Here is a 23802-nt window from a genome sequence, read left to right as displayed (position 1 = left end):
CGCACCAACAGCCACTTTCCGAGAAAAGGAGATCCCCAATGGACAACTTCACCGGCGCACCGCCTCAGCTCCCCATCCTCGTCGTCCTCCTGGTCGTCGTCGCATTCCTCTATGTGCGACACGTCAAGGTCAACACCGCGAAGCTCAACGCGTTCGTCAGGGCGAGCCCCGAAGAACAGGACGCCTACGACGTCGAGGAGGTTCGTCGGCTTCAGCAGTTCGCTATGAGCCGTGTCGGCCGGCGCACGTCCGCGACGGCCGCCCAGTACCGGGAATCCGCCCGCGTCCTGGGCGAATGGCTCGGCCACAGCTGAGCCCACCAGAACCCAATCACCGCTACCTAAAGGAACCACCAATGCTTGATAAGCAGAAACTCGCCGCACTGATTGTCATCGGTGTGCTCGTGGTGGCCGGCCTGGCCGTGTCGATCACTCTTGGCCTGTCCGGGCAGCACCACAGCGATGCCGGACCAAGCCAAGCACCTGCGCCGCCGTCGGCAGCGACGACTGACGCCCCACCGGAACCGGTTGAGCTGACTACCGAGGAGATGAACGCGCTCAAGGCAGCCGGGGAGGCTGCCGCAAGCTTCGACAACAACCCGAAATCCGCGTTAGGAGCCGAGGACTACATCAAGGCCGGCTTCACCGAGTCGTTGGCCAAGTCGTACAAGCCGATCTGGGGCGGGGTGTTCGCCGGCCGTGCCGATCAGGCAACCGCCCGGATCGATGCCCAGGTCGGAGGACCGGTGGGCGGCGCCGGTGTTCTCCAGCAATCGTTGAAAGTCCTGGACTACACCGGCTCCAAGCCCGGTAATTACGTGATCCGGGCCGCGGTCACCGTGCGCTGGAAGACTTGGGACGTCACGGCCGGCCGAGGTAAGGACGGGCTGCCCGTTCCAGTGAACGCCAATGGAGAAGCTGTCTGGACCCTGACCTATGAGCAGCTGTCCCAACGGATTCTCAAAGTTGAGCAGCCCGCGTGGCAGGACCTGGGAGCCGAGAAACTGTTCGAAGGTTTGGGTCTGCCCGTGCCCACGAAGGGCGCGAACACTGCAGCGCAGGCAGGGACCTAATGGCCGCAACAGCAACCGTCGAAGCGGACGGGTCAGCAATTCTGAGCCTGGACGGCATTGACCACAAAATTGGTGGCACCAGTGTTGACACCACCCGCCTACGCATCCGTGAGCTGGTGACCGAATACGCGGCAAAGACCGGTCAGCCTCAAACCCTTCAAGCCCATGACAGCACCGGTACATGGCAAACCATCATCCACCCTGACGGACGAACCGAGGCTGTCTCTTCCCGAGCCGACGCTGGCCCTTCTGAAACATTGCCCGCTGCCGAAGAATCAGCGGAACCGGAAATCCCACGCGATACCTCCTTCAGGCGGTTCAAGGTCACATCCCGTGTGGTGCTCTCGGCCGCCGGGGGCTTGCTCATCGCCTGCGCTGTAACGGCCGCAGTATCGATCACCAGCAACCCGGCCCCGGCAACGCCGCCCGCCGCTACCGGGACCGGGCCGCTGTGGACCATTCCGGAGAACGTGACTGCGTTGGCGGCCGCGGGCTTAGTGGTGGCAGGAACCAGCGACGGCTCCCTGGCCCTGTACGAAGGACCCACCGGGAAAGCCATTCCGATGCAAGGCAAAGTCGCTGTACCTGACGCCGGATTGGTGAAGGCGGCATCAGGTGACGGGCTCACTGTCATCTCCGTGTCGGAGGCATCAGGTGTGGCGGTCGTGCAGGGGACCGTCCACCCGTATGAAGGCAAAGGCGCGGTCTTGGACCGTGGCCCTGTGCCTGTACTGGTTGGTGGAACTGCCCAGGCCAAAACGTTCTGGGTCTTCAATGACGGGGCGCCCGTCCAGGTCCAGCCACCAGAACGTGGGAACAGCCTCTTTGGCGGGCTTCCCGGTGGCGGCTCCATCTGGGCAGCAGCTGGCGGGAAGGTGACCTACGTTCCCGCCTCCGGCGCGCCACGGACCATCCCGCTGCTGCCGCCCGTCCCTGGAGCCACGGTCAGCACGTGGCTTTCTGCCGGTGAAGCGACGACCACGATCCTCTGGAAAGCCGGGAACAGTCACGTCCTGGCAGAGCACGACACCTCGGCCGAAGGCAAAGGAGAGATCAAGGCCAAGACGGCACTGGAGGACGGCGACACGGTAAGCACTGATTCCGGGCTCACGGTCCTGCACCACAAGGACGGCACCTCCGAGGCGTACCCAGCAACAGCCCATGATCCACGATGCGCTGATCCCGTCATCACCTCCAAAACCCTGTGGTGCCCTGGCCCGGACAGTGCCTGGCGCTCCGGTACTGCTTCCGTCCCTGGTCAACCCGCCGCGGCCGGCGCGGGCTTCGCCCTCATCTTCCAGGACAACCACACACAGGTCCTCCCCACAACTCAACCCACCAAATAGCACCACCACAGAAAGAAGGAACAACCTCATGAGCCGTGGAAAGCACAAAGCTGTGAAGAACCGAAAGAAGCAGCCCGGAAACAAGCGGCGGACAGCCCAAGTAGTTGCCGGGGCTGTTTTGGCCGGCCCAGCGCTGATGCTCGGTGTCGCACCAGGGGCAAACGCCGCGGACCTGGGCCCAACACCAGCGGGCGGAACAACAACCCCAAGCGAACAGTCCACTCAAGCCCCCATGATCCCCGGCGGACAAGAGCCGCTGTCCACGGCGCCCGAGGACTCCGTCAAGACCACCGACCCAACTGATCCGGTGGTCGTGCCGACAGATCCCGTGGTCGTGCCGACAGACCCGTTAGTCGTGCCCACAGATCCCGTGGTCGTGCCAACAGACCCGGTCGTGGTGCCCACAGATCCCGTGGTCGCGCCAACAGACCCGGTCGTGGTGCCCACGGATCCCGTGGTCGCGCCAACAGACCCGGTGGTGGTGCCCACGGATCCCGTGGTCGTGCAGCCCGTAACCCCGTCGGTTCCTGCCGTCCCAGGGACCGGTCCGGTGCAACCTGTGGTGTCCGCACCTCAAAACCTCGTCCCGATGGCCGCCGTATCTTCCGGGACCAGCCAGGCTGGCTCAGTTCCGGTTCAGGCTCCCGCCAGTGTTGCCCAGCCCCAGCCGGCCTTTAAGGGCCAGCTGGCTAATACAGGTGCAGGCAATAACGAAACCCTGATCGGTGGCATCGGTGCCGGCGCGGTGCTGGCCGGCGTCGTTGCGATTGCCGCGAGTCGCCGGAGCAAGGGAAAGCACAGCCTGTAAAGCCGCGGCTGATCGCAGCCTCAGTGACCCATATTTCAAACCCCCACAAACACCAGAAAGAGACGCAATTATGGCCAAGACGAAGTTTTCTGTGGATCACGAGTGTGGCCACACCCAGGAACACGACCTGTCAGGGAAGCCGGCTGGTAAGCGCGCCGGTTTGGCGGTTTGGCTGAAGGAGAAGCCGTGCTGGGATTGCGGGAAGTCTTCCGGGATCTCGGAGGAACGCAAGGCTGAGATCCAGTCCGAGACCGAGGAGACTGAACGGACTCTGGAGCTGGGTGAGCTGAGGGCGACGGACCGGCAGCGGCCGAAGCTGCTGCCTTGGGCGCGGGAGATCCGGGCAACCAAGCTGAGGGAGGCCTACGATCTGGTTGAGTCTGGCACGGAGACTGAGGCTTGGTTCGAGAACAACATTCTGGGCCCGGCCAAGCAGATCAGCCAGTGCAGCTGGTGGGTCGATAACCGGGAGGCCTCGATCGAGGATTTGCCCGAGCTGCTTGATGATTCCGGGGAAGAGAACCCGCATACGTGGACCGGAGACAGGGCAGCGTCGTGAGCGCTGTAACCCGCAACCACCGGAACCCGGTCGCACCAGGAATCATGTTCCTGGTGCTGGCCGGGTCCGTGGCCCTGTTCTTTTTCGGCGCGTTCCCGGCCGGTGAGGCTGCCGTCGGGCACGGCTATGACTGGACGGCTGCGCAAACGACGTTGGATCGGCTTATCGCGTTGTTCCTGGGTCAGGGTTCCTGGACTGAGGCACACACAAACACGGTGCTGGTGTGGTTCGGGATGCCGGTGGCCGCCGCGGTTCTGGTTTTGATGGGGCAGGCGGTACTTCGGCCCCGCCGGCAGGAAATCGACAAGGCGGCACGGTTCATGGGCCGTGGCCGGCAGATCGAACCGCTGCGGAAGGGGTCTGTGAAGAAGAAGGCCAAGCGGCTGGGTGTTCAGGGGACAACGCATCCTGGGATTCTTCTGGCCCGGCTGGTGGCTGGAGGCGAACGCCTGTATGCCTCCTTTGAGGACACGTGCGTGGATATTTGGGGTTCCCGGGCCGGTAAGTCCTCCACCAGGGCTATTCCGGTGATCCTGACCGCGCCTGGCGCAGTTTTAGCGACATCGAACAAGCCTGATCTGGTGAGCGTGTGCGCGAAAGTCCGCGCCTTGGTCGGAAAGGTGTGGGCGTTCGATCCACAGGGGATCTGCGGGCCAGTGATACCCAAGATCTTCTTCAACCCGCTGACATCGGTAAAGGTCATTGAAGACGCCCGTGACCTGGCCGGCATTTTCGAAGAAACCACCGCGGACACGGATGCAAAGAAAGATGCCTTCTTTAACCCTGCCGGCAAGACACTGATCACCGATCTGATGTTCGCGGCCGCGCTGGCTGGCCGGTACCTGCATACGGTGTTCAACTGGATCAACCGCCCGAATGATGACGAGCCAGTGCAGCTGCTCATGAAGCACGGCCACACCTCAATCGCAGCACGGGTCAAAGATGTCCAGGAACTGACCGAGAAAACCCGGGGCGGCATCTACAAGGAAGCAGCTCGAATGGTCGAATTCCTCGAATCAACGGGCCTGCTGCAATGGATCACCCCGGGCGAAGGCCGGACCGAGTTCAACCCGGCTGAGTTCGTAAACAGCAAAGACACCTTGTTCCTCCTCTCGCAGGAGGGCACAGGCTCCGCCGGGCCAATCATCGCGGCCCTGACCAAAGCAGTCTTCGACGCCGGCGAACGCGAAGCCGCGCAACACAAATCCGGCCGGCTGCCGGTTCCGCTGATCGCGGTACTCGATGAGGCAGCGAACATCTGCCGGATCAGAAGCCTTCCGGAGAAGTACTCGCACTACGGTTCCAAAGGCATTCTGCCGATGGTGCTGTTGCAGTCCTACGAGCAAGGCGAAGAAGTCTGGGGCGAGTACGGCATGGCGTTGATGTGGTCCGTTGCCAACGTGAGGATCTACGGCGGAAACGCCGTGTCAAGCAAGTTCCTGGGCGATCTGGAGCAGCTTGTGGGCGAGTACATCTACCGTGAGGAAGAGAAAAGCTACGGCACCAACGGCGTCAGTAAGAGCGTCCGTACCCATAGCGAATCAATTCTCTCGATCGCTGACCTGGCCTCTGTCCCGGGCGACCGGATGATCATTCTCGCCGGGCAATCACGGGCCACCCTGGCCCGAACACTGCCCTGGCATAAAGACCGGAAACTACGCCGCGCGGTGAAGAACGCGAACCGAGGCCCGGGAAACCGCCGCCCCAAACTGAAGCCCCGCAATACCGGGATCAGCCGCTCTCTGACAAGGAAGGAAACCATCTAATGGACCAGCCAATTGTTGAACTGGATGACGAGCTCGCGGAGTTTGTCGAAACTGTTCTAACGCCGATCTTCGAGTACCGCACAGGCGGACACGCTTGGTGTGCCCAGTGGTGGCGGCACACAGAGGTACTGAACCGCGTCCAAGACCTGTGCGACGGCTGGAACAAGATCGGCCCCGACGAAGACGACATTGATTTGAACACCTGGTACCGCTACTACCTGGACCACCACATGCCCATCATCATGAGCAAGGACAGCGGTCCGCTCAAGGGCTGTACCAATATTGAACACGGAAACATCCGGACCGATCAGTGGGCACACGGCGCCTCGGCAGTGGGGCAGCCATGAGCCCAGAAGAGCAGCGTTCGGGCGGGCACTTGATCAGGCATCAGCTGTACATTGAGACCCCCGCATTGGTCGATTGGTTGGTGCGCTGCGTCGCACCGACTTTCGCCATGTATGCCGGCTACCCAGACGATGCCGACACCATGGGTGCTCTGCCGCAGTTCACCGCTGAGGTGCTTAGTAAGCGCACCAGGCCGGGAACCATCAGAGTTTTCGATGAGTTCAACGAGCGCATCGACGACCTCTGGATGGAAACCATCAACGCCAGGGTCCGACAAGGAGCAACGCGGGAGGAAACCAGTCCGTCTGACTCATTCAAGGAGACCCTGACCGTCAAGGCGGGAAACGTTGGTCGGTGGGCTGCCCGCCCGTCCAATGTCGGGTGGCACGCTTATCGAACTCTTCACAGCTGTGCACGGCTCATGGCCGCTGCTGATGGTTCTTCGAGTGCCCGGCTGGCCTTGGCTGTGACCATCACTGACTACCAGGCACTGGAAGCAGCCAACACCACCGCGGAAGTTCTCGAACGTATGGCGATATGGAGAAAGGCCATACCTGACGACGCGAGGATTCGTGACTACACCGGACGGGGAGCACGGACGCTACAGGCGAACTAACGTCGGCTACGTTATGGGGGACGTAAAGGAGGGTTTGACTCGACTCGATTGACATCCTCCCCGGCCTGAAGGCTAGGGATTCCTGGCCGTGTTAGGCGGCCAGTTGGTTGGCGTTGCCAGCGGTGACTGGTCTTGCACGCCCGGGCACCGCATGTCCTGCGGCCGTGGTGGTGTTAAGTGCCCTGTCTAGGATAACCAGGGCGGCGTTGGTGTCGGCGTGTGCTGTGTATTCGCAGGATTGGCACTGGAAGACCGCTTGGCTCTCACGGTTCCCGTGTGCGCAATGCCCGCAGACAGCACAGGTTAGACTGGTGTTTCTCGGATCAACCCTTAGCAGTGTGCCTTCGGGCATTTTGTGTTCCAAGCGGATGAGGAAGCGACCCCATACGGAGGCGAGGATCGCCCGGTTGAGTCCGGCCTTTGCCCGTGCCCCGTTCGGCAGGAACACTCCCGGATTACCCGGGGCCGGCTTGGGTTTGGGACGGCGGACCATGTTCCGGATCCTAAGATCCTCCACAGCAACCACCGAATGGGTGCATGCCAAGGCCGTAGTGGTCTGCTCAACCCAATCAGCGCGGCGATTCTCGAGCCGGCCACGCAATACAACCAACGCTTCGAGCGTCTTACCCCGTCGTTGGGAATCCTTCTGTTGCCGGGCAAGGCGCTGCTGCAGACGAAGGAACCGGGCCTGCTCGAACTTCGTGAGCGAAGGGGCTTGGAGCATATGCCCATCACTGAGCGCAAGCGTGTTTGCCACACCTCTGTCGATCCCCACCGCTGGGCCGGTACCAGGCTCGAACCGGGCCGGTGCGGGGATCGTGAACGCGACATGCCAGCGACCGTTCTTGTGAGTGACCCGCGCGGAAGACGCGCACGTGATCTGTGCCCATTCCCGGCTGATCCGGAAGCGCACACGCCCGATCTTGGGGACAGCCACTTCGCCCCATTTACGGTTCAACCGCCGCACGGAGAGGTCCCGGACAACGAAAGAGCCCTCCCGGTCCGAACGCCGTTTGAACCTCGGGTACTTCGCCCTGCCTGCGAAAAAATTCATGAACGCCCGGTCAAGATCACGCAAGGCCGCCTGCTGGACCGAGGACGAGCCTGCACGCAGCCAATCTGTCCCGGCCCGGAGCTGCGCGAGTTCGCGCATCTGAGACGCCGCATTCACCCGTGGAACGCTCAACGGCCCCCTCAGGTGCTTGTCCCGGCGCCACATCGACCGCTGTTCCAGACCGATATTAAACACGAACCGGGCATGATGGCAGTGCTCCACCAGCCCGGCCACTTGGCCAGACTCCGGGTACAAACGCTGCCGGATACTCACACCAACGACCCTAAACGGAAGGACCGACAATTAATCCCACCACCTACCGGCGTGCCCGTCACAACGTGACGATGCTCCACACTCACCTCGTGTTCGTGACCAAATACCACCGAAGCGTGTCCGACGACGCCATGCTCACCGCCTGCGAGCACACCATGCGCGCGACATGCACCACCCGGCGAACCGGACCACGTCCACCTGCTCGTCGCATAGCCGCCCACCATCGCCGTCTCCACACTTGTGAACCGGCTCAAAGGCGCATCCGCCCACGCACTCCGCCGGGAGTTCACCGGGCGCACCAACCGGGCCCGGATGAACGGGCACCTCTGGACCCCGTCCTACTTCGCCGTCTCCGCAGGCGGAGCACCCCTGGCCATCATCAAGCAATACATCGAACACCAGGACCGGCCCACCCCAGCCGGAACTTGATGCGCTAACCCCGCCCTAAAGGGACGTGGCTTGCGCGCTACCACCCTCGGGTCAAACCCTCCTTTACATCCTTCAGTGTTCCGGTCCGCGGTGGTGGCCGGGGCTTGGCGTCTTGGTGTGGCTGGAAGATTTCGCCCGCTGGTTCTGGGCGGCACGGCCAGAGAAAGCACGGTCCTTCGCTGCCTCCTGTTCCGGAGTCTGAGTCCCGACGGCGGGTGGTTTGGGCCGGTCCTGCTCGGTGCACCACTTAGGCGCGCTGTCCTTGAGTGCGGCGGCCTTCGCGGCGGCTTGTTCCTCAATCGTCCGGGCGCGGTCCAGTTCTTGGTTCTCTGCTGTGAGGGCTTGTTCGCGGGTCTGTTGGATCAGGTGCAGGGGCGGTTCCGGGTGTACGTCCAGCTCGGGTTGGACCCCGAAGACGGTCTCGTACCGCGTTTCCGCTTCAGCGAGAGCACGACGCGCGGCGGGGCGGGAGAAGACACCGGCCTGGTCGAGGTTCTGGCGCGCCGTGCTGACCTGAGCCGCGAGCTGGGCGTGCTGGGCCCGAAGTTCTTGCTCGGCGAGGGAGGCGAGGTTGTGTTCGATCGTTTCGCGCCTGCTCTTGGCCTCTTGGTGCGCGTCAACGGCCTGGGTGTTGAGCTGCTGCCAGGCTTCCGGGCTGTAGCCGTGCTGCGTCTCGTACGCGTCGCGGCGGGACTGCCAGGCGGCGAGTTTACGCTCGTAAGTGCGTTTCTCGGACGCTAGGCGGCGCTCTCTCAGCTGCGTATCGACGGTCTGGGCCTCCGCTGTCTGGGAGACCTCAGCGGCCTGCCCCGGTGCGTCTGGGGCAGGCTCCGGAGATTGCTGAGGCGCGGGAGCGGGGTAGGTGTGTGGTTCCTCCAACTGGCGCGTGATGCTGGCCGGGATCGGTGGCATGGAAAGATCCAGTCCGTCGATTTCATGGGCGAGGGCTTTGATGGCGGCTTCGATACCCCGGTCAGCGGTGTCACGGTTCATGATGTCCACGAACTGGGCTTGTGCGTCTTCGGTTGAGGCGGCCACCAGGTGCAGGGTGTTGGCTTCCCGGCCGCGGGTTGCGGCTACGTAGGTTCCGGACGCTGTCGATGAGACGTCGAGCAGCCCGGCCCCGGTGGTTTCGGTCGCGCCTTGGGCACCGTATTCGGTGGAGGCGTAGCCGAGGTGCACGTACTCGGCCACGTACTCCTTGGGCAGGCGGATCATGTCCTTGCCCTTGCCTTGGCTCACGGTGATTGACCCGTCAGCGTGGGTGGTGTGCACGGTGTAGGTTTCCCGGTTCGCCACGCCAAGCATCGTGTCGTTGTTCCGGGTCATGATCGTGTCCCCGTGACGGAGCGTGAGGCCATCAACGCCGGCTATCTGGTACTTCGCTTCCCGGGTTCGACCGGCAGCGCTCATCCGATCCTGCATGGCGGCGTTGATCTGCGTCGCTACCTCATTTGTTGGCGTCGCCAGGGCGACGGTCCCGCCGGTGAGAATCGTCGCGGATGCTTGTTCGGTCATCACGGCAAGTGCTTCTTCGGTGCTGGTGTGGATGCGGATGTGTCCGCCCGTATAGAGCTCGTTGAAGAGGTCAGCGGGCTTGTCACGGTCTCGCATCCGCAAAGACAGCTCCGCGTACTTGGGATCGGTGAAGCGGTGCACAACATCGATGTCGGCGTGGTCGGCGGCGATCTTCGCGGCGTGGTCAAGGACGCCGCCGCGGCCGACAGCCGGCAGCTGGGCACGGTCGCCCATCAGAACCAGACCGGCTCCGTACTGGTCCGCGAGTCGGGTCAAGGCAAGGGCTGTGTCCTGGTCGAGCATGCCGGCTTCATCAACGACGACCCGTGCACCCTTCCTTAGCAGGTATTCACCCCGCGGGCCTTGGAAGGTTTTGCCGGTCTTCGGGTCGCTCTCGCCCAGCTTCAGACGCGTGCAGCGGCCGTTCGCATCCCACCTGAAACCGTTCGAGTGCAGGAGCTTATGAACGCTGAACGCTGGGGCGTCAAGGGAGCGGGCGGCTTCCTGCGCGCCTTTGAGCGTCGGGGCGAGGACGACGAGCTGCCGCTCTTCGGCGTCCAGGACCTTCTTTGCCTCACGGAGCATGGTGGTCTTCCCCGAACCGGCCGCGCCTTCGACGACACCCAGACGGGAACTGCCGGCGACGATCTGGGCTGCGTGTTTTTGCGCTTGGCCAAGGTTCGTCTCGGCGAAGGCGCGTGGATCGAGCTGCACTGGTTCGCCGGCGATAACGCGGGCGGTGAAGCGTGCTTTGAGTTCGTCTTCAACAGCAATGACGCGTTCGCTGGTGATGTGGCGGACGTGATCTGGCATGTGTCCGTCTCGGGGGTCACTGATCGAACGGGCACCCTGTGCGGCGTGCTTCGCGGTGTCAGTGATGAAGGCATTGATCTCGGCACGATCGGCTATCGCCCCGGCAGCCGCGATCTGGTCAGCGACGGCGGCCTGAAGCTGATGCAGGGACCAGGCAGACGCCTTACCTTCACAGACCGCGATCGCTTCGGACGCGATCTTCTCCTGATCCAGTTCAGCCAAGGAACGGGCTACGGATGCTCCCCCGTTGAATCCTTCTGTTGGCAGCCCGGCTGCGTGCAGTTCTTCGATCCAGCCAGCCTGGGAGACCTCGCGAGTCTTGGCCTTTTTGCCGGGACGATCCAGTGCCCATGCCTTGAAGTCGAACTCGCGCCGTTGCTCAGGTGACGGGTCCTGTCCTAGGTGGTCTTCCCTCCATGCTGCTTCCAGGGCTGCGACATTCTCTTGCACTTGGGCTCGTCGTTTGGAGAGAAGCTCAGCGTGCTTGGAGAGTTCGACCACTTTGCCAGTGGCGGTGTCGAACGTGAGCCCAGCGTTCGCCAAAGCGGTGCGCAGTCCTTCATGGGAACGGATTGTTGACTCCCCGATTCCACGTAACGCTCCCTGTTGTTTCAGCGTCGGCGTGGTCCACAGTCCGCGCCACTTTCCTTCGGCAAAAACGCGAGTGTTCCACTGGACGTGGATGTGCCGGTGCGGGTCACCGGCACGTGAAGTCTTGTGCACGACGGCGACAGCTTCGAACCTCTCAACCTTCACCAAGCGTTGGCTTCTCATCGGACCAACACGGGTCACGGCGTTCCCGGCGACGAACTCGCTCATCGCCTGCGCTGCCTCCCGCTGTGCCGCATCCAGTGCCGCGCTAACCGCAGGATCAAGGGCAGCCGCAACCGACAGTGACTTGTCACAGTTCACGGTCATCTCAGCGAAACGTGGACTGGCCGGAAGATCGCGCATAACACCGTCGTCCTGACGTAAGCGTGCCTGCCCTTTGGGTTTGCCACGGACTTCGCCAGTGTCAGGGTCAACCCAGTCAACCCATTGCTTGTATCGCGCCGCATCAAGAGAATCAACCGCGTCGAGCGTTCCTTCGGGACCGTACACGAATCGCTCTGCGAGCTGGCTGTCCTCTTCGAGGTAATACTCATCCGCGCGGTGATGGTCGGATTCAAGGTAAGCGGTGGCTGACGCGCCCGTGCCACGGAAGAACGTTACGCCCCCGTGCATCGAACTGCCACCGCCCTCCATCTGCCTGCTAGCCGCGAACTGCGGCATCTATTGCAGATAGTATACGTGCATTGCGCTCTTGGTCTTTTGCAATTTTGTTCAGTTCCCGAATCTCCGGGAGGTTGTGCACGCCACGTCGTTTAGGTCCGCCCGGCACCGTTTGTGGTGTGTGCAACCGGAAGATGACCCATGAGCTGTCCATGGTTGGGGTCAATTCGGGTTATCCACGGCTGGAATTTGGGAGCCCCTGATTTAGCTCCCTCGTAGCCGTAGCGGTGGATAACCCATAAGAATTGTCCCCGGCTGTGGACAGCTGAAACCCAAGCCGCCACCCACCCACTATTGAGGTCCGTCCAGGACCGAAACAGGGTGGATGCGCCCAGCGCATCCACCCGCTACACGAGTGCGGGGCTCGTTGCGGCATGCGGCGCCGGACAGCAATAGACTGTTGATCATGAGTGAGCGAATTGAACAAGCCGTCATTGCAGAGCAACAGGTGAAAATCTCTCTGGGCAAAGCGCTCGAAGATGCAGTTGAAGCGGAAGCCAACGCGGAGACTGCATACAAGGAAGCCAAAGCAGAGACCGTGAAAGCACGGCGTGCCGCGTTGCGCGGAGGCTGGGACGAAAAGTCACTGCGTAAGCTCGGACTACTGAAGACCGCCAGGACTTCAAAGAAGACCGACACGCAGCCGCAGGACGAAGAAGCAAAGGCCGCGTCAGAGGCCAGCCCCGGAAGTGAACACCACTGACCAGTGGCTCCGTGCTATCCGTTAGGAGGTGTGAATGGTTGACGTATTCTCCCAGTCAGTACAGCAACGGTTCTGGTCAAAGGTCATCAAGCAGGACAGTGAGCGCGGGCACTGGTTTTGGATCGGTGCTATCGCTGACGACGGGTACGGGCGGCTATCCATCAACGCGCGTGGGCGCACAGATTCAGTTCGTCCCCACCGCTTCGCCTACGCCCTGGCACATGGGCGGGAACTCAACACGCTGGGGCCGCTCATGCACACATGCGACATACCCATATGCGTTCGAGCCACCACCGACGAACTCACGCACCTCGTAGAGGGAACCGTGCTGGATAACATGCTCGACCGGCGGCAGAAAGGCCGCGCCTCCAACGGACAACAGTTCGCTTGGCGAGGACTGCCCCGTCAGCGCTTCACCGAAAAATCCCGTGCGCTTCGCGACGAACTCACCACACACGGAACCACCCGCCCCGACGTACTCGCAGCTCTCATCACGGGCAACGACCCGGAAGCACCCACCCTGTTCTAGAGCACACGCCCAAAAGCGTGCCCATCAGAAGCGCGTCTTCACCTTGGTTTGCGCTGACAGGTAGCGGTTTGCTGAGGCCGGTGTGACAAGATCCTGCGGGTTCTTCTCGGGTACGCTGTCCGGCGGATCAAGTTCGGCGCCAATGGGGGCGCCAAACAACAAAGGGGGTTTCATGGCTGGCAGATTCGAGATTCTTTGGGAACCCGGAACGGGGTTCCTGTTCCACCTCACCGGAGCAGAGGGCACAGTGGTCGCAGTATCGCCGCCCTTCGCGACCATCCAGGACACCGTCGCTGGGATAGAAGCCGTGCGCGAGAACGCCGCAACAGGACACATCATCGTGCACCCCAGAAGCAAACAAATACCGGACCCCGGTTCCTGAACCGAGGAGGCCCAATACGGAGGCAGACGTGCGCGTCCCGGCTTTGAGCCATCCGAGGCCTTTAGTACTCCGGTCGCGGCCAACGAGGCCTACAGCCTCGATGAAAACGTCGTGGAGAGCGAGTACCAGAGAAGGTGTCTGTCCCAGGACGGTCATCCTCACTGGGCATGACAACCAGGAACGGATTCCATGGGTATATTCGGTGCCTCGGTTGGCGCCAGGCCTTCGTCATCCTCACAAGGGTGGCGTCACGTTTTGGACTGTGCATGGGTTGTGTCGGTAGGCAGGGGCATTCCACCAAGTACTCAAGCAGCCGGGTACAGGACGGTCTTGCCGGCAATCCAAGGGACACTGAACGCTCTTGGGTCTTCCGGGGCGGGAGAAGGGCTTCTCCCTCCCCGGAGACGTGCCGTCCGTAACGGGGAAATCCGTGGTTGTGTGTGACGAACGGTCTGTGACCTGCCCGTAGTGGGCTTGAAAGCCGCGAAGAACTCCAGAAGGAAATGAATGGCAATGCACCGTAATGAACTTGTTGAACAGATAGCAGCCAAGACTGGTACCAGCGGCACGGACGTGAACGCCGTGCTTACTGCACTATTCGAAGTTTTCGAGACGTCTCTGGCCGCCGGGGAGAAAATCACCATCCCGGGCTGGCTCGGAATCGAACGCACCACCCGTGCAGCACGCACCGGACGCAACCCAGGCACCGGCGAAACCATCCAGATCCCGTCCGGCCACACCGTCAAACTAACCGCCGGTTCCAAACTCAAGGCCGCCGCCACGAGGAAATAGCTTCCGTTCGCAGCACCCGACCACGAACCCGCCGAATCAGGCTATCGGGGCCGGGTGTGCGGCTTCGTTCCATCACTGGTACACGCCCTGGCCGTCCGTAGAGCCTGTACGCCGGGTAAAGTGTCTGTGCCAGTGGATAGGGTTTCGTCATGAATGTTGATGACCTCCGCGCCAAAATCCGGGCAAAACATGCGGCCTCCGTCCGGCAATTCCGGGCCGCGGTGCTGGGCCCGGAAGGCATCCACGGTCCAGAGACCAAAGCCGTGAACGGACGGTCACCGTTTCCTTCGATCAGCCACCCTTCAGTGACGGACCGGCACGCTGCCATCTCAGTCGTCGGCGACGTCGCCGAGCTGGCATGGCTCAATGAGAACCCGAACCTGACAGGTTTCGTAACGACGCTTTCCATCGCAGGCAGGCACAAGCTGCTGGGTGACCGGATGTCCCTGCCCTCCGGAGAGTGCGACGCCTGGATCAGCGAAATCGTCGGTGACGATCTCCTTCCATTCGTGTACCGGGCAGGAACACTCAGCGGCGTCGCCGGCAGAGCGTCCACCGTCTACTACAACGTCTTCATGGACGCAGACAAGAACGGGGTCATGAAACCCGACGGTATTGACCACCCACAACTGAGGCACCTCAGCGAACTCTAAGCACCAAAGCGATTCGCCACATGCTCTTGAATGAACCGATGCCACCGCCCTCTGGAGAGTGCGACGCCTGGATCAGGACCTCAGCCTGAAGAGGGCGCCAATTGGTCAACAATGACCAGCACTACTGCTGCACTCAAAAACAGCAAAATCGCTCCAAGCATGACCCACGTTCTTACGGTCCTGGACCAACCCACTAGGCGGCCCAAAGATCTACCCACACGAAACCCCAGGTAGGGACAGCCCGCGGACGGGCATGAGTAGGGAGATTTCGGGCATGTGCCGTAAGAGGTGGTTCCTGATTTCAATTCCCAGTATCTCGGCCAGGAACTCTGGTTCGGAGGTCAGGAATAGACGGTGGTCCGGATCCTGGGGTAAGGGCCAGGCGTTGGGGAAGCCTAGGGCTGCTTGCTGGAGGTCTTCTTGTTCTGCTTCCACGGTCTGGGAGACGGTGATGCGTATGCGTGACATGGATCCTCCTTGATGATGGGGCTGAGCTGAATAGTGCGTGGCCGGTTATTTATCGGCCCAGCGTTCGTGGGCGGCTTGGCGGCTGATCCCTGCGGCACGGCCGATGTCTGCCCAGGAAGCCCCAGCAGCTTTGGCGGCCGCGACGGTCTTATCCAGGCGGTGCGATGCCTGCCGGTGTTCTTTGGCGGCCGCTTCAACACCCAGAATGGCTTCGGACGGTGCGATGTGGATCATCCACTCGTCCTGAACGGCGTCCTCCACGGGCTCGGAAACAAAAGCCCCGCCCCCTGGAGGGCAGTATTCTTTGCGGGCGTCGAAGTCTGCCTCCGCTGCCGTGAGGACTCGCTGCCACAGCTCTCCCTGCCACCCGCAGGTGCAGGCACCCCGCCAACTCATAATGAGATCGTGAGGAACGATCTCCTCATCAGGGTGGAATTCCCCTGCCGGTTCGTACTGTCCGGTGATCCCGTGGAAAAGGATTCCTGCCCCGTTCGAAGACCCTGAAAGCCGCCCGTCGGGCGCGATCTCTGCCACCCAGCCCTCGTGTTGATAGTCGTTGGAGGTCCAGCCCATAGCCTCACGCCTTCCTGTCAGGGTTTCCTGACACACAGTCTGCATGGGAGCCGTGACATTTACCAGAGCCGTGAAACGTCGGCTATACAGCATGGCGACCTCCCCCTCTGGTCTCTCCAAGTCCCGGCATCGTGGTTTTGAGTCCATGCAGGTAGGAGTTAGACTAATCTGGAGCAACGCGGGTAGCCCGTTCGAAGTTCTAGGTTGAGGCCGGAGTAGGTTTCAAATTGATCTTCCTGCCGGTGAGGCGTCAAGCCCCAGATGTCTACGGACTGCCTGGGGCTGCTCCATTTAACGGGCACAAGTGGGGGCTGTCATCGCAGGAGTTGTAAGCAAACTAGCGCAGCACTATGCAGGCAACGAAAATCCCGTGGCCTTCATCGACGAGAGTTTCGATCTGACACACACCAAGACCTTCTATATTGTCGGCTTGGCAGTCGTAAACCCAGACCAACTCCAACCCACGAGACAAACCCTCCTCGACTTCTACGGCGGAGATGCCCTCCATGCAGCTCCCATGTTCAAGAACAGAGAAGACACCTCGCTTCGACTAGCCACAGAACTCGTGGCAACAAACCACGACGGCCTGGAAATTGTTGTCTGTGCACCCATCGACAAGGCAGACACCACCGGCGAGGGCGCAAGGCGGCGCTGCTTGGAATTTATACTCCCCGAGATCCACAGTGAGTTTGGAACCGAACTTTTCATCTTCGACAAACGAAACTTGCTCAAGCAGGATGAGTACGTGGCAAACGACCTCCGCGCCGCCAAGCAACTAAGCCGTGACTCCATCGTTCATCACTGCCAGCCATCCGAAGAACCCCTTCTCGGCTTACCCGATGTCCTAGCCTGGTCCTATAGGCAGCATCACCTCGGCCGCCCTGAATGGTTCGCGCCAATGAAAAGCAAAGCCAAAGTAACGGAACTGCCCATTACGCCTACGGTCATCTAACTTCGGGCAGTGACCCCGCTGGAAGTTCGGTGCTAACACACGAGCAACGGGGTGTCCCACTTCCTTAGAACTGGGACGCTTGCCCGGGACACTTCCCCATCAGTTCAGCGCCACCGGATTCCTGTAACTTTGATGTCCCGTTTGTTATTCCAAAACATGCGCAATAGTCGGCCGTCACAGAGACAACTTTCGGTACGGTTCGAGCATGGATATTGGATATGCGAGGGTCTCGACGGCCAAGCAGGACTTGGGTCGGCAGTTGGATGCGTTGGCCGCCATCGGTATCACCAAGGTTTTTGCCGACAAGAAGTCCGGGGCCACTAGGGACCGGCCCGGCCTTCAAGGTGCCCTGGACCATGCAAGAGCGGGCGATGTAATCGTCGTGCACACCTTGGACCGGCTTGGCCGAACAGTCCGCGACACCCTCAACCTAATGCACGAGCTCAAGGAGCGCGGCGTGGGTGTCCGAACGCTGGCCGATCCGCTGCCCATCGACACCTCGGACCCAGACAGTCCGATGGCGCAGCTGGCCGTTGTCATGCTCGCGCTCTTCGCCGAGATGGAGCGAACATACGCGGCCGAAAGAGCTGCCCATGCCCGTGCTGTGGCTACCGCCAACGGTCGACGTACCGGAAGGCCCTCCGTAGTCGATCCCGACAAGCTCGAACATGCCACGATGCTTCGTGATAAGGGAGTCACTATCCGGGAGATCGTCACGAAAACAGGGCTGGCACGCACTACCCTGTACCGGCACCTACCGCCCCGTTCATCGACTGCGGACTAGGCAGTCCAAGCGGCTCGCGCCAGACATCGGCCACACAATGCGGCCACAAAACGACCAAATGGCTAGGTTTCTCGGATGGAGGCATCCCCCAGAATGTGCTTTGGTCTCAGGGTCCCGCAGGCACTGTCGAATCCCAGTTACGATACTGAACTAGATCGCCTCGTGAAGGCCATTGCTAAGGATCTCGGCGACCCCTCCGGTTGGAGCGCCCCGGTGGAGTTTCGCGGCTCTCTTGCGCTTTGCGCACTGAATTCCGCCTACTCCCTGCGCGCGAGCTCGGCCGCAGCGACCAATGTCCTTGCCGGGTACCGTGCGCTTCGCACAACGGCCGATACCGATAGTGGCGCAGACCTGATAGAGGCCATGGATGGCGCAGACGGAACCTCCTCAAACTCGCGGCCACGAAACTGTCTGTCGAACCGCGGGATTTGGACCGCGCGATATGGCTACACGAGAGTCCATCGAAGTAGACCCCAAATAACGGATCTCTGAGCGGCGCTCCGTGTGCACGTGTGACCATCGAGAACGTCAGGCTGACCTATACCGCAAAGCTCTCACAAGCTGCTGCCCGGAAGACGAAGACTGCAATGCCTAATGCGGTGATGGCCCTCTGAAAATAGTTTCGGAGGACAGGATGACCTCTCCCGTTCGGGGGTCGACGTCGAATCTGCGCAGCGTTCCACGCCCGAGTTCGGAACCGGCACGCTCGGCCAGGGTCAGGGCGTTGGTGGCGCAGACTGAGGCTCCGGAGGGATCTGGGAAGCAGGTGCTAATCGCCTGATCGGGAACGAACCTACCGCCCAAATCTTCGGATTGGCGATCATCCCACCACCGTTCCTTTGCCCGTTCGAGCACAATGGCCAGGGAGGCTTCTACATCCACGACATCGAGATCTTCGTACCCCGCATCGAAGAGCTCACCGATGTACTGCGTAACGAGGGGGTCCCAGAAGAGCGTGCCTTCAATGACGATGTTCTCCCCTGCTGCCAAAGCCAGGCCTCGAACGATGTCAACCGTCCGGGTCGACATCGAATGGATGTGGCTGGATACCTCGCGGACGCTTACAGGCTGACCGTCAGGCAGCACGTGTGAGTGCCGGTACGCCAGTAATCCCTGCCGCTCGGCTTCCATAAGCAGCAGGTCCTTTGCAATGTCGGCGTCGATAATCCGGTACCCGCCGAGGGACATAGTTTTACGGGCTGCAGTCTTGCCGGCTCCCGGTGGCCCCGCCGTCACTACGACCGCTTGTCCACCGGCCGAGACGTCGCTTTGCAGCTGCATGTACGCGTGCGCTGTTCGTACGATTGCCAGATCATCGAAGTATTTGGTCAACTCGTCCGGTCGCTGATTGAGGGCACCCCCGGGCGCGAAAAGGTCAGTGAGGGCGGAATGGATTTCTTCCCTTTCAGCGGCCAATGGCCGCCCTGACGCTGTTGAACTCTTCTTCACTGAGAAGACCCTGCGCTACTGCAGCCACGACCTGATCCCAACTGCCCGGGACGCGTCCTTCATGCGGATACGGCGCCTCTTCACCGAAAGTGTAGGCAAACGTCTTGAGTTTGTCCACGAGTTCTTCCCGCGGTGTGTCGTAGGCGAAGGCGCGGAGGATTATCTCCTCGGGATCCAGCTCGAGGTTTCCTCCCCTGCGCTCGATTGCCTTCAACATGCGGTGAACTTTGGCTTGGCTGGTTGCCAGAACCTCGGCGATCTCTCGCTGGCTGAAGTTCCGCTGGGCCACATTCTGAACCGCCCGAAGATCGTCAAGCAGATCGACGCGCTGCCGGGCCTGGCGCTGCAGCGCCTGACGATGCATTGCGGCAAGGCCGCTGTCCATGGTGAGCATCAGCTTTCCTTTCTTCGTGGGTTCTAGTCTAGCTCCTTGATTCACTATGAATCAAGGAGCTATGGATGTCATCAAGGAGTGAGTTGATCCGATCATCTCTCGAGCCGGGATGACTCCAACAACTCCTCCGTCTCGTATCCCTAGCCGGCCCAAAGTGCCTGCGCTCACCCCGAGACTGATTCCATGGAATGGCCCAGGGCGGGTTCGGTGAGTAGTTTCGGTGACACTCCTTGCGGCGTGTCGCCGCAGCCGATGGCAGACCTTTCGGTGACCTCAAAAACGACCAGTTTTGGTGTGTTCTAGCAATCTCACAAATGCCCCAAGGTAGCCTGCATCCATGCCACTCTCTGAACGCACCGAATCGATCATCAGCGAGCTCGCCGCAGGCTACGGACATGGTCGGCTGACGGCCCTGTTGAAGTACGCGAACCTCGGGAAGAACGACCCTGGCAAGGACAAGCCCGGTGGGAGCTGGTATAACTTGCCCACTCGCGTCAGCATGGCCCTCGGCAAAGACCCGAGCGAAGAATCCCTTATCGCTCTGGCAACCAAAATCCTCGATGACAGAGCGAACGGCAACAACGAACCCAAATGGGTAGATGAGCTGCGCTTGAGCTTCCTGGAAGACGGCTTCAGCCTCAGCTTCGACGGCGGAAAATGGTCGATCGGCCCGGTGGGCGCCGAAGAGATTCCCCTCCCCCCGCAGGTCTCGGACTTGGAAGCAGCCCTCAATGCAAAGGGATTCGCCGTATCGGCGAACCACTACCAACAAGCATTCTCAGCATTCAAACGGCAGGACTGGGAGGCCTGCAACTCGGCCACTCGCTCAACGATGGAGGGCTTCTTAGTCGATGTCGCTAAAGCGGAGGCAGGCTTCGTTCCCAGGCCCGGTCAGGGCGGAGGAGGCAATGCTATCCAGGAGTTAGACAACTCGGGATTGTTCGAACCCGGCGAGAATGACTACATCAAGGGTTTCTGGAAGATGAGCCATACCAACGGTTCGCACCCGGGGCTCAGCAGCGAGCAAGAGGCCCTGTTCAGATTCAGCGCCGCTACCTCGGCGCTGACTTTCTTCCTTCATCGCTGGACGTCTTAGTCCACGAAAACCACCCTTTCTGGGAGAGATGGGGAGCACTCGGCAGGGAATTGAGGCACTGAGGGTAGGAAGGACGAGTTTGTTACGCCAGCGACATCGTATGGACGCCTGAGGGGGTTCTCGCAAATGGCCCAGTGCGGGGGTTTATTCGGCTCAGCCTGCACGCCTCATCCGCCATGCTAGATATGTGACCAATGACTCCGCTGGGGATCCGCTCGGTTCCGAAGGCCTGCATCCCGTAACTGCTGCGACCACTTCAACGACGACTCCTCATCCATCGCCTCTGCGCCTGAACCGGCGCAACCTAACGCATGAGATAGCTGAGGCTCTGTACGCGGCCAGCGCTAATGAGCTTGAGCATGTCTGCGTTGGATTCGGGCTTGATCCGCTCGGCGAGAATGAGCCCCCGCCCTTCAGCAGTAAAAGGAACTATGTCCGGCGGCGCCTGAGTCAAAAGAGCCTGACCGAACTGCTTGATCTCGCATTGAGGGTCAACGAGGAGTATCAGACGCCGGCCCTTTCCCACCTCGTCGCCCTGAGCGGTACTCACGGGGTCAATGGGGAGCTCCGAAACATTGTCTTTGCTGCTAACGGGCCCAAGCCTCATATCGTCCTCACAGACGCGCTCAACATTACGATTGAGATCACCCGCAATGCGCAGTACTGCCTTGTTTACGACAGGCCACTCGAGGATGCTGGCCTCTCTTGGAGGCAGCTCATCGAATGGTGGCGGAGTAAAGGAACCTGGGAAGGCGTTGGAGAGCGGGATGTCGGTCTCGACCTCTACCGTCGCCTCCGCGCTTCGTTGCAGGGCAATTCGGTGGAGGAAATTGTCTTTGACACCTACGCCGGCCTTTACGGGACCAGGGGCTTCGAGATCCCCGCCCTGATTCCTCAGGTCTACCTGCACTACGACCCGTATACGCGCCGCACTGGCGCCACGCTTCCCCGCCAGCGAATGGACTTCCTTCTCCTAATGAGTGGGCGTCGCCGGGTAGTGCTCGAGGTTGACGGTGTCCAGCACTACTCAGAGAACAACGTGCCCCGGCCGGATCTGTACGCGAAGATGGTCGCAGAAGACCGCAAGCTTCGCCTCAACGGATATGAGGTCTACCGCTTTGGCGGCAAGGAGCTCATGGGCCAGGAGGCGAAGCCGATGCTGTTGGATTTCTTCTCGCAGCTGCTCGCATCAGAGGCTGCTGCGTGAAAGCTACCTAAAAAGGCCTCCTACAACCAGCCCGAATGCTGTCCAATCCATGTCTAGGCTCCTGTTCACGGTTGGCGACTCAAATTGGGCTGGCATTCCCTCGGGCGGTATTGCAATATTGCAATATTTCTAGAGCATTTCGTTCCTCTTCTTCTCCATGAAGTCGCGGACAGCTTCATCGAGTTGGGCGGCAATGGGAACGGCAGTGCGCTGCTTGTAAGCGTCCATCCAGTCAAGAAGGTCTGGGTCGAGCCTGTTGGTGAAGGTCACGGTCCTCTTCTTCGCCGGCGGTGTGCTGGCTTCTGGGGCTTTGGCTTTCGGGGCTGCTACTGCGTCCACAATGTCGGTTCGTGGGGCCCTGGCCAGCGGTGCCTGGCTTCCTGCGCCTGCCGGTACCTGTGGTTGCCTTTTGATGCTGGTCATTTGCTACTCAGTTCCTTCTTGATTGCGACTGCATGACGAGTGAAGGCTTCTCCGGCCTTTATGGCACCCCTCGATGAAATCTTGCTCAGGGGCACGCGGCCCGATTGCCCATCAGCAATAGCTGTCGTGCGTGGCACCGCCGGCACCAGGACGGCGGGGCCATAAGCATCCATCAGGGTCTTCTGCTGATACATGTGCTCAGCGGTACCCGCGTATTTATTGATGACGATTCGCGGTTCAGCAAGCCCAGGGTTGTACATGGCACTCCCCCGCACTTTGGTGGTCAATTCCATGAACTTGACGGCACCCTTGACGCTGAACGATTCTGAGTCAACGACAATCCGCGCCTCGTCAGCATAGATAAGGCCATTGATGGTGAGCCGCCCGAGCGCTGGCGGCATGTCCAAGAGAATAACGTCGTACTGCTCCAGATTTGCTCCGTCAGCGGCGTTCTTTAGCCGGACTTCAGGCGCCATGATGCTTTCGACTTCGATCCTCGCCAGTGCTTCGTCGCCTGGAAGAAGATCGATGCCAGAAAAGTCCGTTGTGACGACAATCTGACCGAGAGTCCCTGGGCGCTCGTCATACAAAGCATCGAACAGGGTCAGTTCAGGTTCCGCGTCGCCTCCGATCAAGACGTCGGTGAGGTTCCGCTGCGGGTCCAAGTCGGCACACAGAACCCTGAGGCCTTGCAGTTGCAGTGCATGCGCAAGGTTGAGCACGTAAGAGGTCTTTCCTGCACCTCCCTTGCGGTTTCCTACTGCGATCACGCGTGTCATGTGCGCCCTCTCTGGTATTGCAATATGTATTGCTTGCAATATTGCATGCAATCTTCAGCGCAAGTCTACATCATTCAGAGAACATTGCAATATTGCAATATGTATTGCTTGCATGATTGCAATATTGCAAGCAATTGCGTGAGTGTCGAGATTTTGCAGGTGCATCGGCGTTCCAGAACGGGACGCCGTCACCAGCGGCATATTGCATGCTTGCAATATAGACTCCCAGCGTCAGGATATCCTGACGTATTCAAGCTTTAGGGGAGTGGTCGGTTATGGAACGTTCAAACCACGAGGGTTCGCTGGTTGCGACAGTGTCGGACGGCCGCAACTCTGTAGATCTGCAGTGCGGGGTCGTCCTTGTCCGCGGTGTAACTGGCAAATATCAGCGGCATCCAGATCGTCGGGACCACGAGATAGTCCCGGACGACGACGTTACAGGCTGGCGCGCTCTCTGTTCCTGCGGATGGGAAGGTCCATTGTGGTGCCGCGTCTCCGCCCGAGGGGCAGCGAACCTTCCGCGACGTCAGGCTTTCGTGCCGCTTTTAGGGTTTGCCAATCCATCCGTCGACGTTGAGGCAGCAATACGCTCGGAGTGGATGGCTCATGCTGGACCCGCTGACGCAGTCGGACAACTTAAAGCAGCCGTGGAAGCCCTGGAACAGGCTCAGGAACGTCTCAACCAGAAGGTGCTTCAGGCCAGAACGGCCGGCGTCTCGTGGGCCAAGGTAGGGCTCGCGACCCGAA

The 23802-nt window shown here is 60.8% G+C and carries 26 protein-coding genes and 1 pseudogene; 18 read left to right on the top strand and 9 right to left on the bottom strand.

The genetic code is table 11. The features are described 5' to 3' along the window. Window positions 1-38: 38 nt before the first annotated feature. The 8 genes from ACFUOZ_RS19610 (at window position 39) to ACFUOZ_RS19575 (ending at window position 6512) form a co-directional block, all read left to right on the top strand. Window positions 39-314 carry a hypothetical protein gene (locus tag ACFUOZ_RS19610; protein ID WP_377551260.1) on the top strand — a complete coding sequence of 92 codons (276 nt, stop codon included), beginning with the start codon at window positions 39-41 and terminating at the stop codon, window positions 312-314. Between the two features lie 41 nt (window positions 315-355). Further along, window positions 356-1072 (top strand): hypothetical protein, encoded by a 717-nt coding sequence (locus tag ACFUOZ_RS19605; protein WP_377551257.1) that lies wholly within the window; start codon window positions 356-358, stop codon window positions 1070-1072. After that, entirely contained in the window at window positions 1072-2418 is a 1347-nt protein-coding gene (locus ACFUOZ_RS19600; protein WP_377551255.1) for a hypothetical protein, read from the top strand. Before ACFUOZ_RS19605 ends, ACFUOZ_RS19600 begins: the two co-directional genes overlap by 1 nt. Window positions 2419-2446: 28 nt before the next feature. Beyond that, the gene (locus ACFUOZ_RS19595; protein ID WP_377551252.1) at window positions 2447-3226 is read left to right on the top strand and encodes a hypothetical protein; all 780 of its coding nucleotides are present in this window, start codon (window positions 2447-2449) and stop codon (window positions 3224-3226) included. Window positions 3227-3296: 70 nt separating this feature from the next. Further along, window positions 3297-3785, top strand: coding sequence for a hypothetical protein (locus ACFUOZ_RS19590; RefSeq protein WP_377551250.1), 489 nt, complete (start codon window positions 3297-3299; stop codon window positions 3783-3785). Then, window positions 3782-5551 (top strand): type IV secretory system conjugative DNA transfer family protein, encoded by a 1770-nt coding sequence (locus ACFUOZ_RS19585; RefSeq protein ID WP_377551247.1) that lies wholly within the window; start codon window positions 3782-3784, stop codon window positions 5549-5551. The genes ACFUOZ_RS19590 and ACFUOZ_RS19585 overlap by 4 nt, the downstream gene beginning before the upstream one ends. Beyond that, on the top strand, window positions 5551-5898 hold the full coding sequence (locus tag ACFUOZ_RS19580) for a DUF4913 domain-containing protein (protein ID WP_377551245.1): 348 nt from the start codon (window positions 5551-5553) through the stop codon (window positions 5896-5898). Before ACFUOZ_RS19585 ends, ACFUOZ_RS19580 begins: the two co-directional genes overlap by 1 nt. Beyond that, on the top strand, window positions 5895-6512 hold the full coding sequence (locus ACFUOZ_RS19575; protein ID WP_377551242.1) for a hypothetical protein: 618 nt from the start codon (window positions 5895-5897) through the stop codon (window positions 6510-6512). The genes ACFUOZ_RS19580 and ACFUOZ_RS19575 overlap by 4 nt, the downstream gene beginning before the upstream one ends. A 91-nt stretch (window positions 6513-6603) precedes the next feature. On the opposite strand, the gene ACFUOZ_RS19570 is transcribed toward ACFUOZ_RS19575, so the two are convergent. Beyond that, a complete protein-coding gene (locus ACFUOZ_RS19570) occupies window positions 6604-7839 on the bottom strand; it encodes an RNA-guided endonuclease InsQ/TnpB family protein (protein WP_377551239.1) in 1236 nt (411 codons plus the stop codon). A gap of 71 nt (window positions 7840-7910) precedes the next feature. Between ACFUOZ_RS19570 and tnpA the strand changes: the two are divergent. Continuing rightward, window positions 7911-8268, top strand: a pseudogene (gene tnpA, locus ACFUOZ_RS19565) (IS200/IS605 family transposase). A 72-nt stretch (window positions 8269-8340) separates the two neighbouring features. Here tnpA and mobF read toward each other — a convergent pair. Next, on the bottom strand, window positions 8341-11871 hold the full coding sequence (mobF, locus tag ACFUOZ_RS19560; RefSeq protein WP_377551236.1) for a MobF family relaxase: 3531 nt from the start codon (window positions 11869-11871) through the stop codon (window positions 8341-8343). A 406-nt stretch (window positions 11872-12277) separates the two neighbouring features. On the opposite strand from mobF, the gene ACFUOZ_RS19555 reads away from it, so the two are divergent. Both ACFUOZ_RS19555 and ACFUOZ_RS19550 read left to right on the top strand, forming a co-directional pair. Then, the gene (locus tag ACFUOZ_RS19555; RefSeq protein WP_377551234.1) at window positions 12278-12574 is read left to right on the top strand and encodes a hypothetical protein; all 297 of its coding nucleotides are present in this window, start codon (window positions 12278-12280) and stop codon (window positions 12572-12574) included. Window positions 12575-12608: 34 nt separating this feature from the next. After that, on the top strand, window positions 12609-13103 hold the full coding sequence (locus tag ACFUOZ_RS19550) for a hypothetical protein (RefSeq protein ID WP_377551232.1): 495 nt from the start codon (window positions 12609-12611) through the stop codon (window positions 13101-13103). Between the two features lie 24 nt (window positions 13104-13127). Here the strand turns inward: ACFUOZ_RS19550 and ACFUOZ_RS19545 are convergent, their stop codons facing one another. Next, window positions 13128-13277, bottom strand: coding sequence for a hypothetical protein (locus tag ACFUOZ_RS19545; protein WP_377551229.1), 150 nt, complete (start codon window positions 13275-13277; stop codon window positions 13128-13130). Between ACFUOZ_RS19545 and ACFUOZ_RS19540 the strand changes: the two genes are divergently transcribed. The 3 genes from ACFUOZ_RS19540 (at window position 13276) to ACFUOZ_RS19530 (ending at window position 14930) form a co-directional block, all read left to right on the top strand. Then, window positions 13276-13485 carry a YegP family protein gene (locus ACFUOZ_RS19540; protein ID WP_377551227.1) on the top strand — a complete coding sequence of 70 codons (210 nt, stop codon included), beginning with the start codon at window positions 13276-13278 and terminating at the stop codon, window positions 13483-13485. The two genes, ACFUOZ_RS19545 and ACFUOZ_RS19540, sit on opposite strands and share 2 nt — an antisense overlap. 507 nt (window positions 13486-13992) lie before the next feature. Continuing rightward, window positions 13993-14277, top strand: coding sequence for an HU family DNA-binding protein (locus tag ACFUOZ_RS19535; RefSeq protein ID WP_377551224.1), 285 nt, complete (start codon window positions 13993-13995; stop codon window positions 14275-14277). A gap of 149 nt (window positions 14278-14426) precedes the next feature. Beyond that, complete coding sequence (locus tag ACFUOZ_RS19530) at window positions 14427-14930, top strand: hypothetical protein (protein WP_377551222.1); 504 nt, start codon at window positions 14427-14429, stop codon at window positions 14928-14930. 210 nt (window positions 14931-15140) lie between these two features. Here ACFUOZ_RS19530 and ACFUOZ_RS19525 read toward each other — a convergent pair whose 3' ends face one another. Both ACFUOZ_RS19525 and ACFUOZ_RS19520 read right to left on the bottom strand, forming a co-directional pair. After that, the gene (locus tag ACFUOZ_RS19525) at window positions 15141-15398 is read right to left on the bottom strand and encodes a hypothetical protein (RefSeq protein ID WP_377551219.1); all 258 of its coding nucleotides are present in this window, start codon (window positions 15396-15398) and stop codon (window positions 15141-15143) included. 45 nt (window positions 15399-15443) lie between these two features. Beyond that, complete coding sequence (locus ACFUOZ_RS19520) at window positions 15444-15971, bottom strand: hypothetical protein (RefSeq protein WP_377551216.1); 528 nt, start codon at window positions 15969-15971, stop codon at window positions 15444-15446. Between the two features lie 370 nt (window positions 15972-16341). Between ACFUOZ_RS19520 and ACFUOZ_RS19515 the strand changes: the two genes are divergently transcribed. Next, on the top strand, window positions 16342-16923 hold the full coding sequence (locus ACFUOZ_RS19515) for a hypothetical protein (protein ID WP_377551215.1): 582 nt from the start codon (window positions 16342-16344) through the stop codon (window positions 16921-16923). A 205-nt stretch (window positions 16924-17128) separates the two neighbouring features. Then, complete coding sequence (locus ACFUOZ_RS19510; protein WP_377551213.1) at window positions 17129-17707, top strand: recombinase family protein; 579 nt, start codon at window positions 17129-17131, stop codon at window positions 17705-17707. A gap of 591 nt (window positions 17708-18298) precedes the next feature. Here ACFUOZ_RS19510 and ACFUOZ_RS19505 read toward each other — a convergent pair. Together ACFUOZ_RS19505 and ACFUOZ_RS19500 are read right to left on the bottom strand one after the other, a co-directional pair. Beyond that, window positions 18299-19156: a zeta toxin family protein gene (locus ACFUOZ_RS19505; RefSeq protein WP_377551211.1), complete on the bottom strand. Its 858-nt coding sequence runs from the start codon at window positions 19154-19156 to the stop codon at window positions 18299-18301. Further along, window positions 19113-19550 (bottom strand): hypothetical protein, encoded by a 438-nt coding sequence (locus tag ACFUOZ_RS19500; RefSeq protein WP_377551209.1) that lies wholly within the window; start codon window positions 19548-19550, stop codon window positions 19113-19115. Before ACFUOZ_RS19500 ends, ACFUOZ_RS19505 begins: the two co-directional genes overlap by 44 nt. Before the next feature lie 337 nt (window positions 19551-19887). Here ACFUOZ_RS19500 and ACFUOZ_RS19495 point away from each other — a divergent pair, with 337 nt between their 5' ends. Together ACFUOZ_RS19495 and ACFUOZ_RS19490 are read left to right on the top strand one after the other, a co-directional pair. Then, window positions 19888-20646, top strand: coding sequence for a hypothetical protein (locus tag ACFUOZ_RS19495; RefSeq protein WP_377551206.1), 759 nt, complete (start codon window positions 19888-19890; stop codon window positions 20644-20646). Window positions 20647-20833: 187 nt separating this feature from the next. Then, the gene (locus ACFUOZ_RS19490; protein WP_377551203.1) at window positions 20834-21853 is read left to right on the top strand and encodes a hypothetical protein; all 1020 of its coding nucleotides are present in this window, start codon (window positions 20834-20836) and stop codon (window positions 21851-21853) included. Window positions 21854-21982: 129 nt separating this feature from the next. Here the strand turns inward: ACFUOZ_RS19490 and ACFUOZ_RS19485 are convergent, their stop codons facing one another. Beyond that, a complete protein-coding gene (locus tag ACFUOZ_RS19485) occupies window positions 21983-22276 on the bottom strand; it encodes a ribbon-helix-helix domain-containing protein (protein WP_377551201.1) in 294 nt (97 codons plus the stop codon). Beyond that, a complete protein-coding gene (locus tag ACFUOZ_RS19480) occupies window positions 22273-23055 on the bottom strand; it encodes a ParA family protein (RefSeq protein ID WP_377551198.1) in 783 nt (260 codons plus the stop codon). Before ACFUOZ_RS19480 ends, ACFUOZ_RS19485 begins: the two co-directional genes overlap by 4 nt. Window positions 23056-23802 lie beyond the last annotated feature (747 nt).

This window comes from Paenarthrobacter sp. NPDC057355 (assembly GCF_042667405.1).
Taxonomy (GTDB): domain Bacteria; phylum Actinomycetota; class Actinomycetes; order Actinomycetales; family Micrococcaceae; genus Arthrobacter.
The sequence above is the reverse complement of the archived record's forward strand: the minus strand, read 5'-3'. Positions and strand labels throughout refer to the sequence as shown.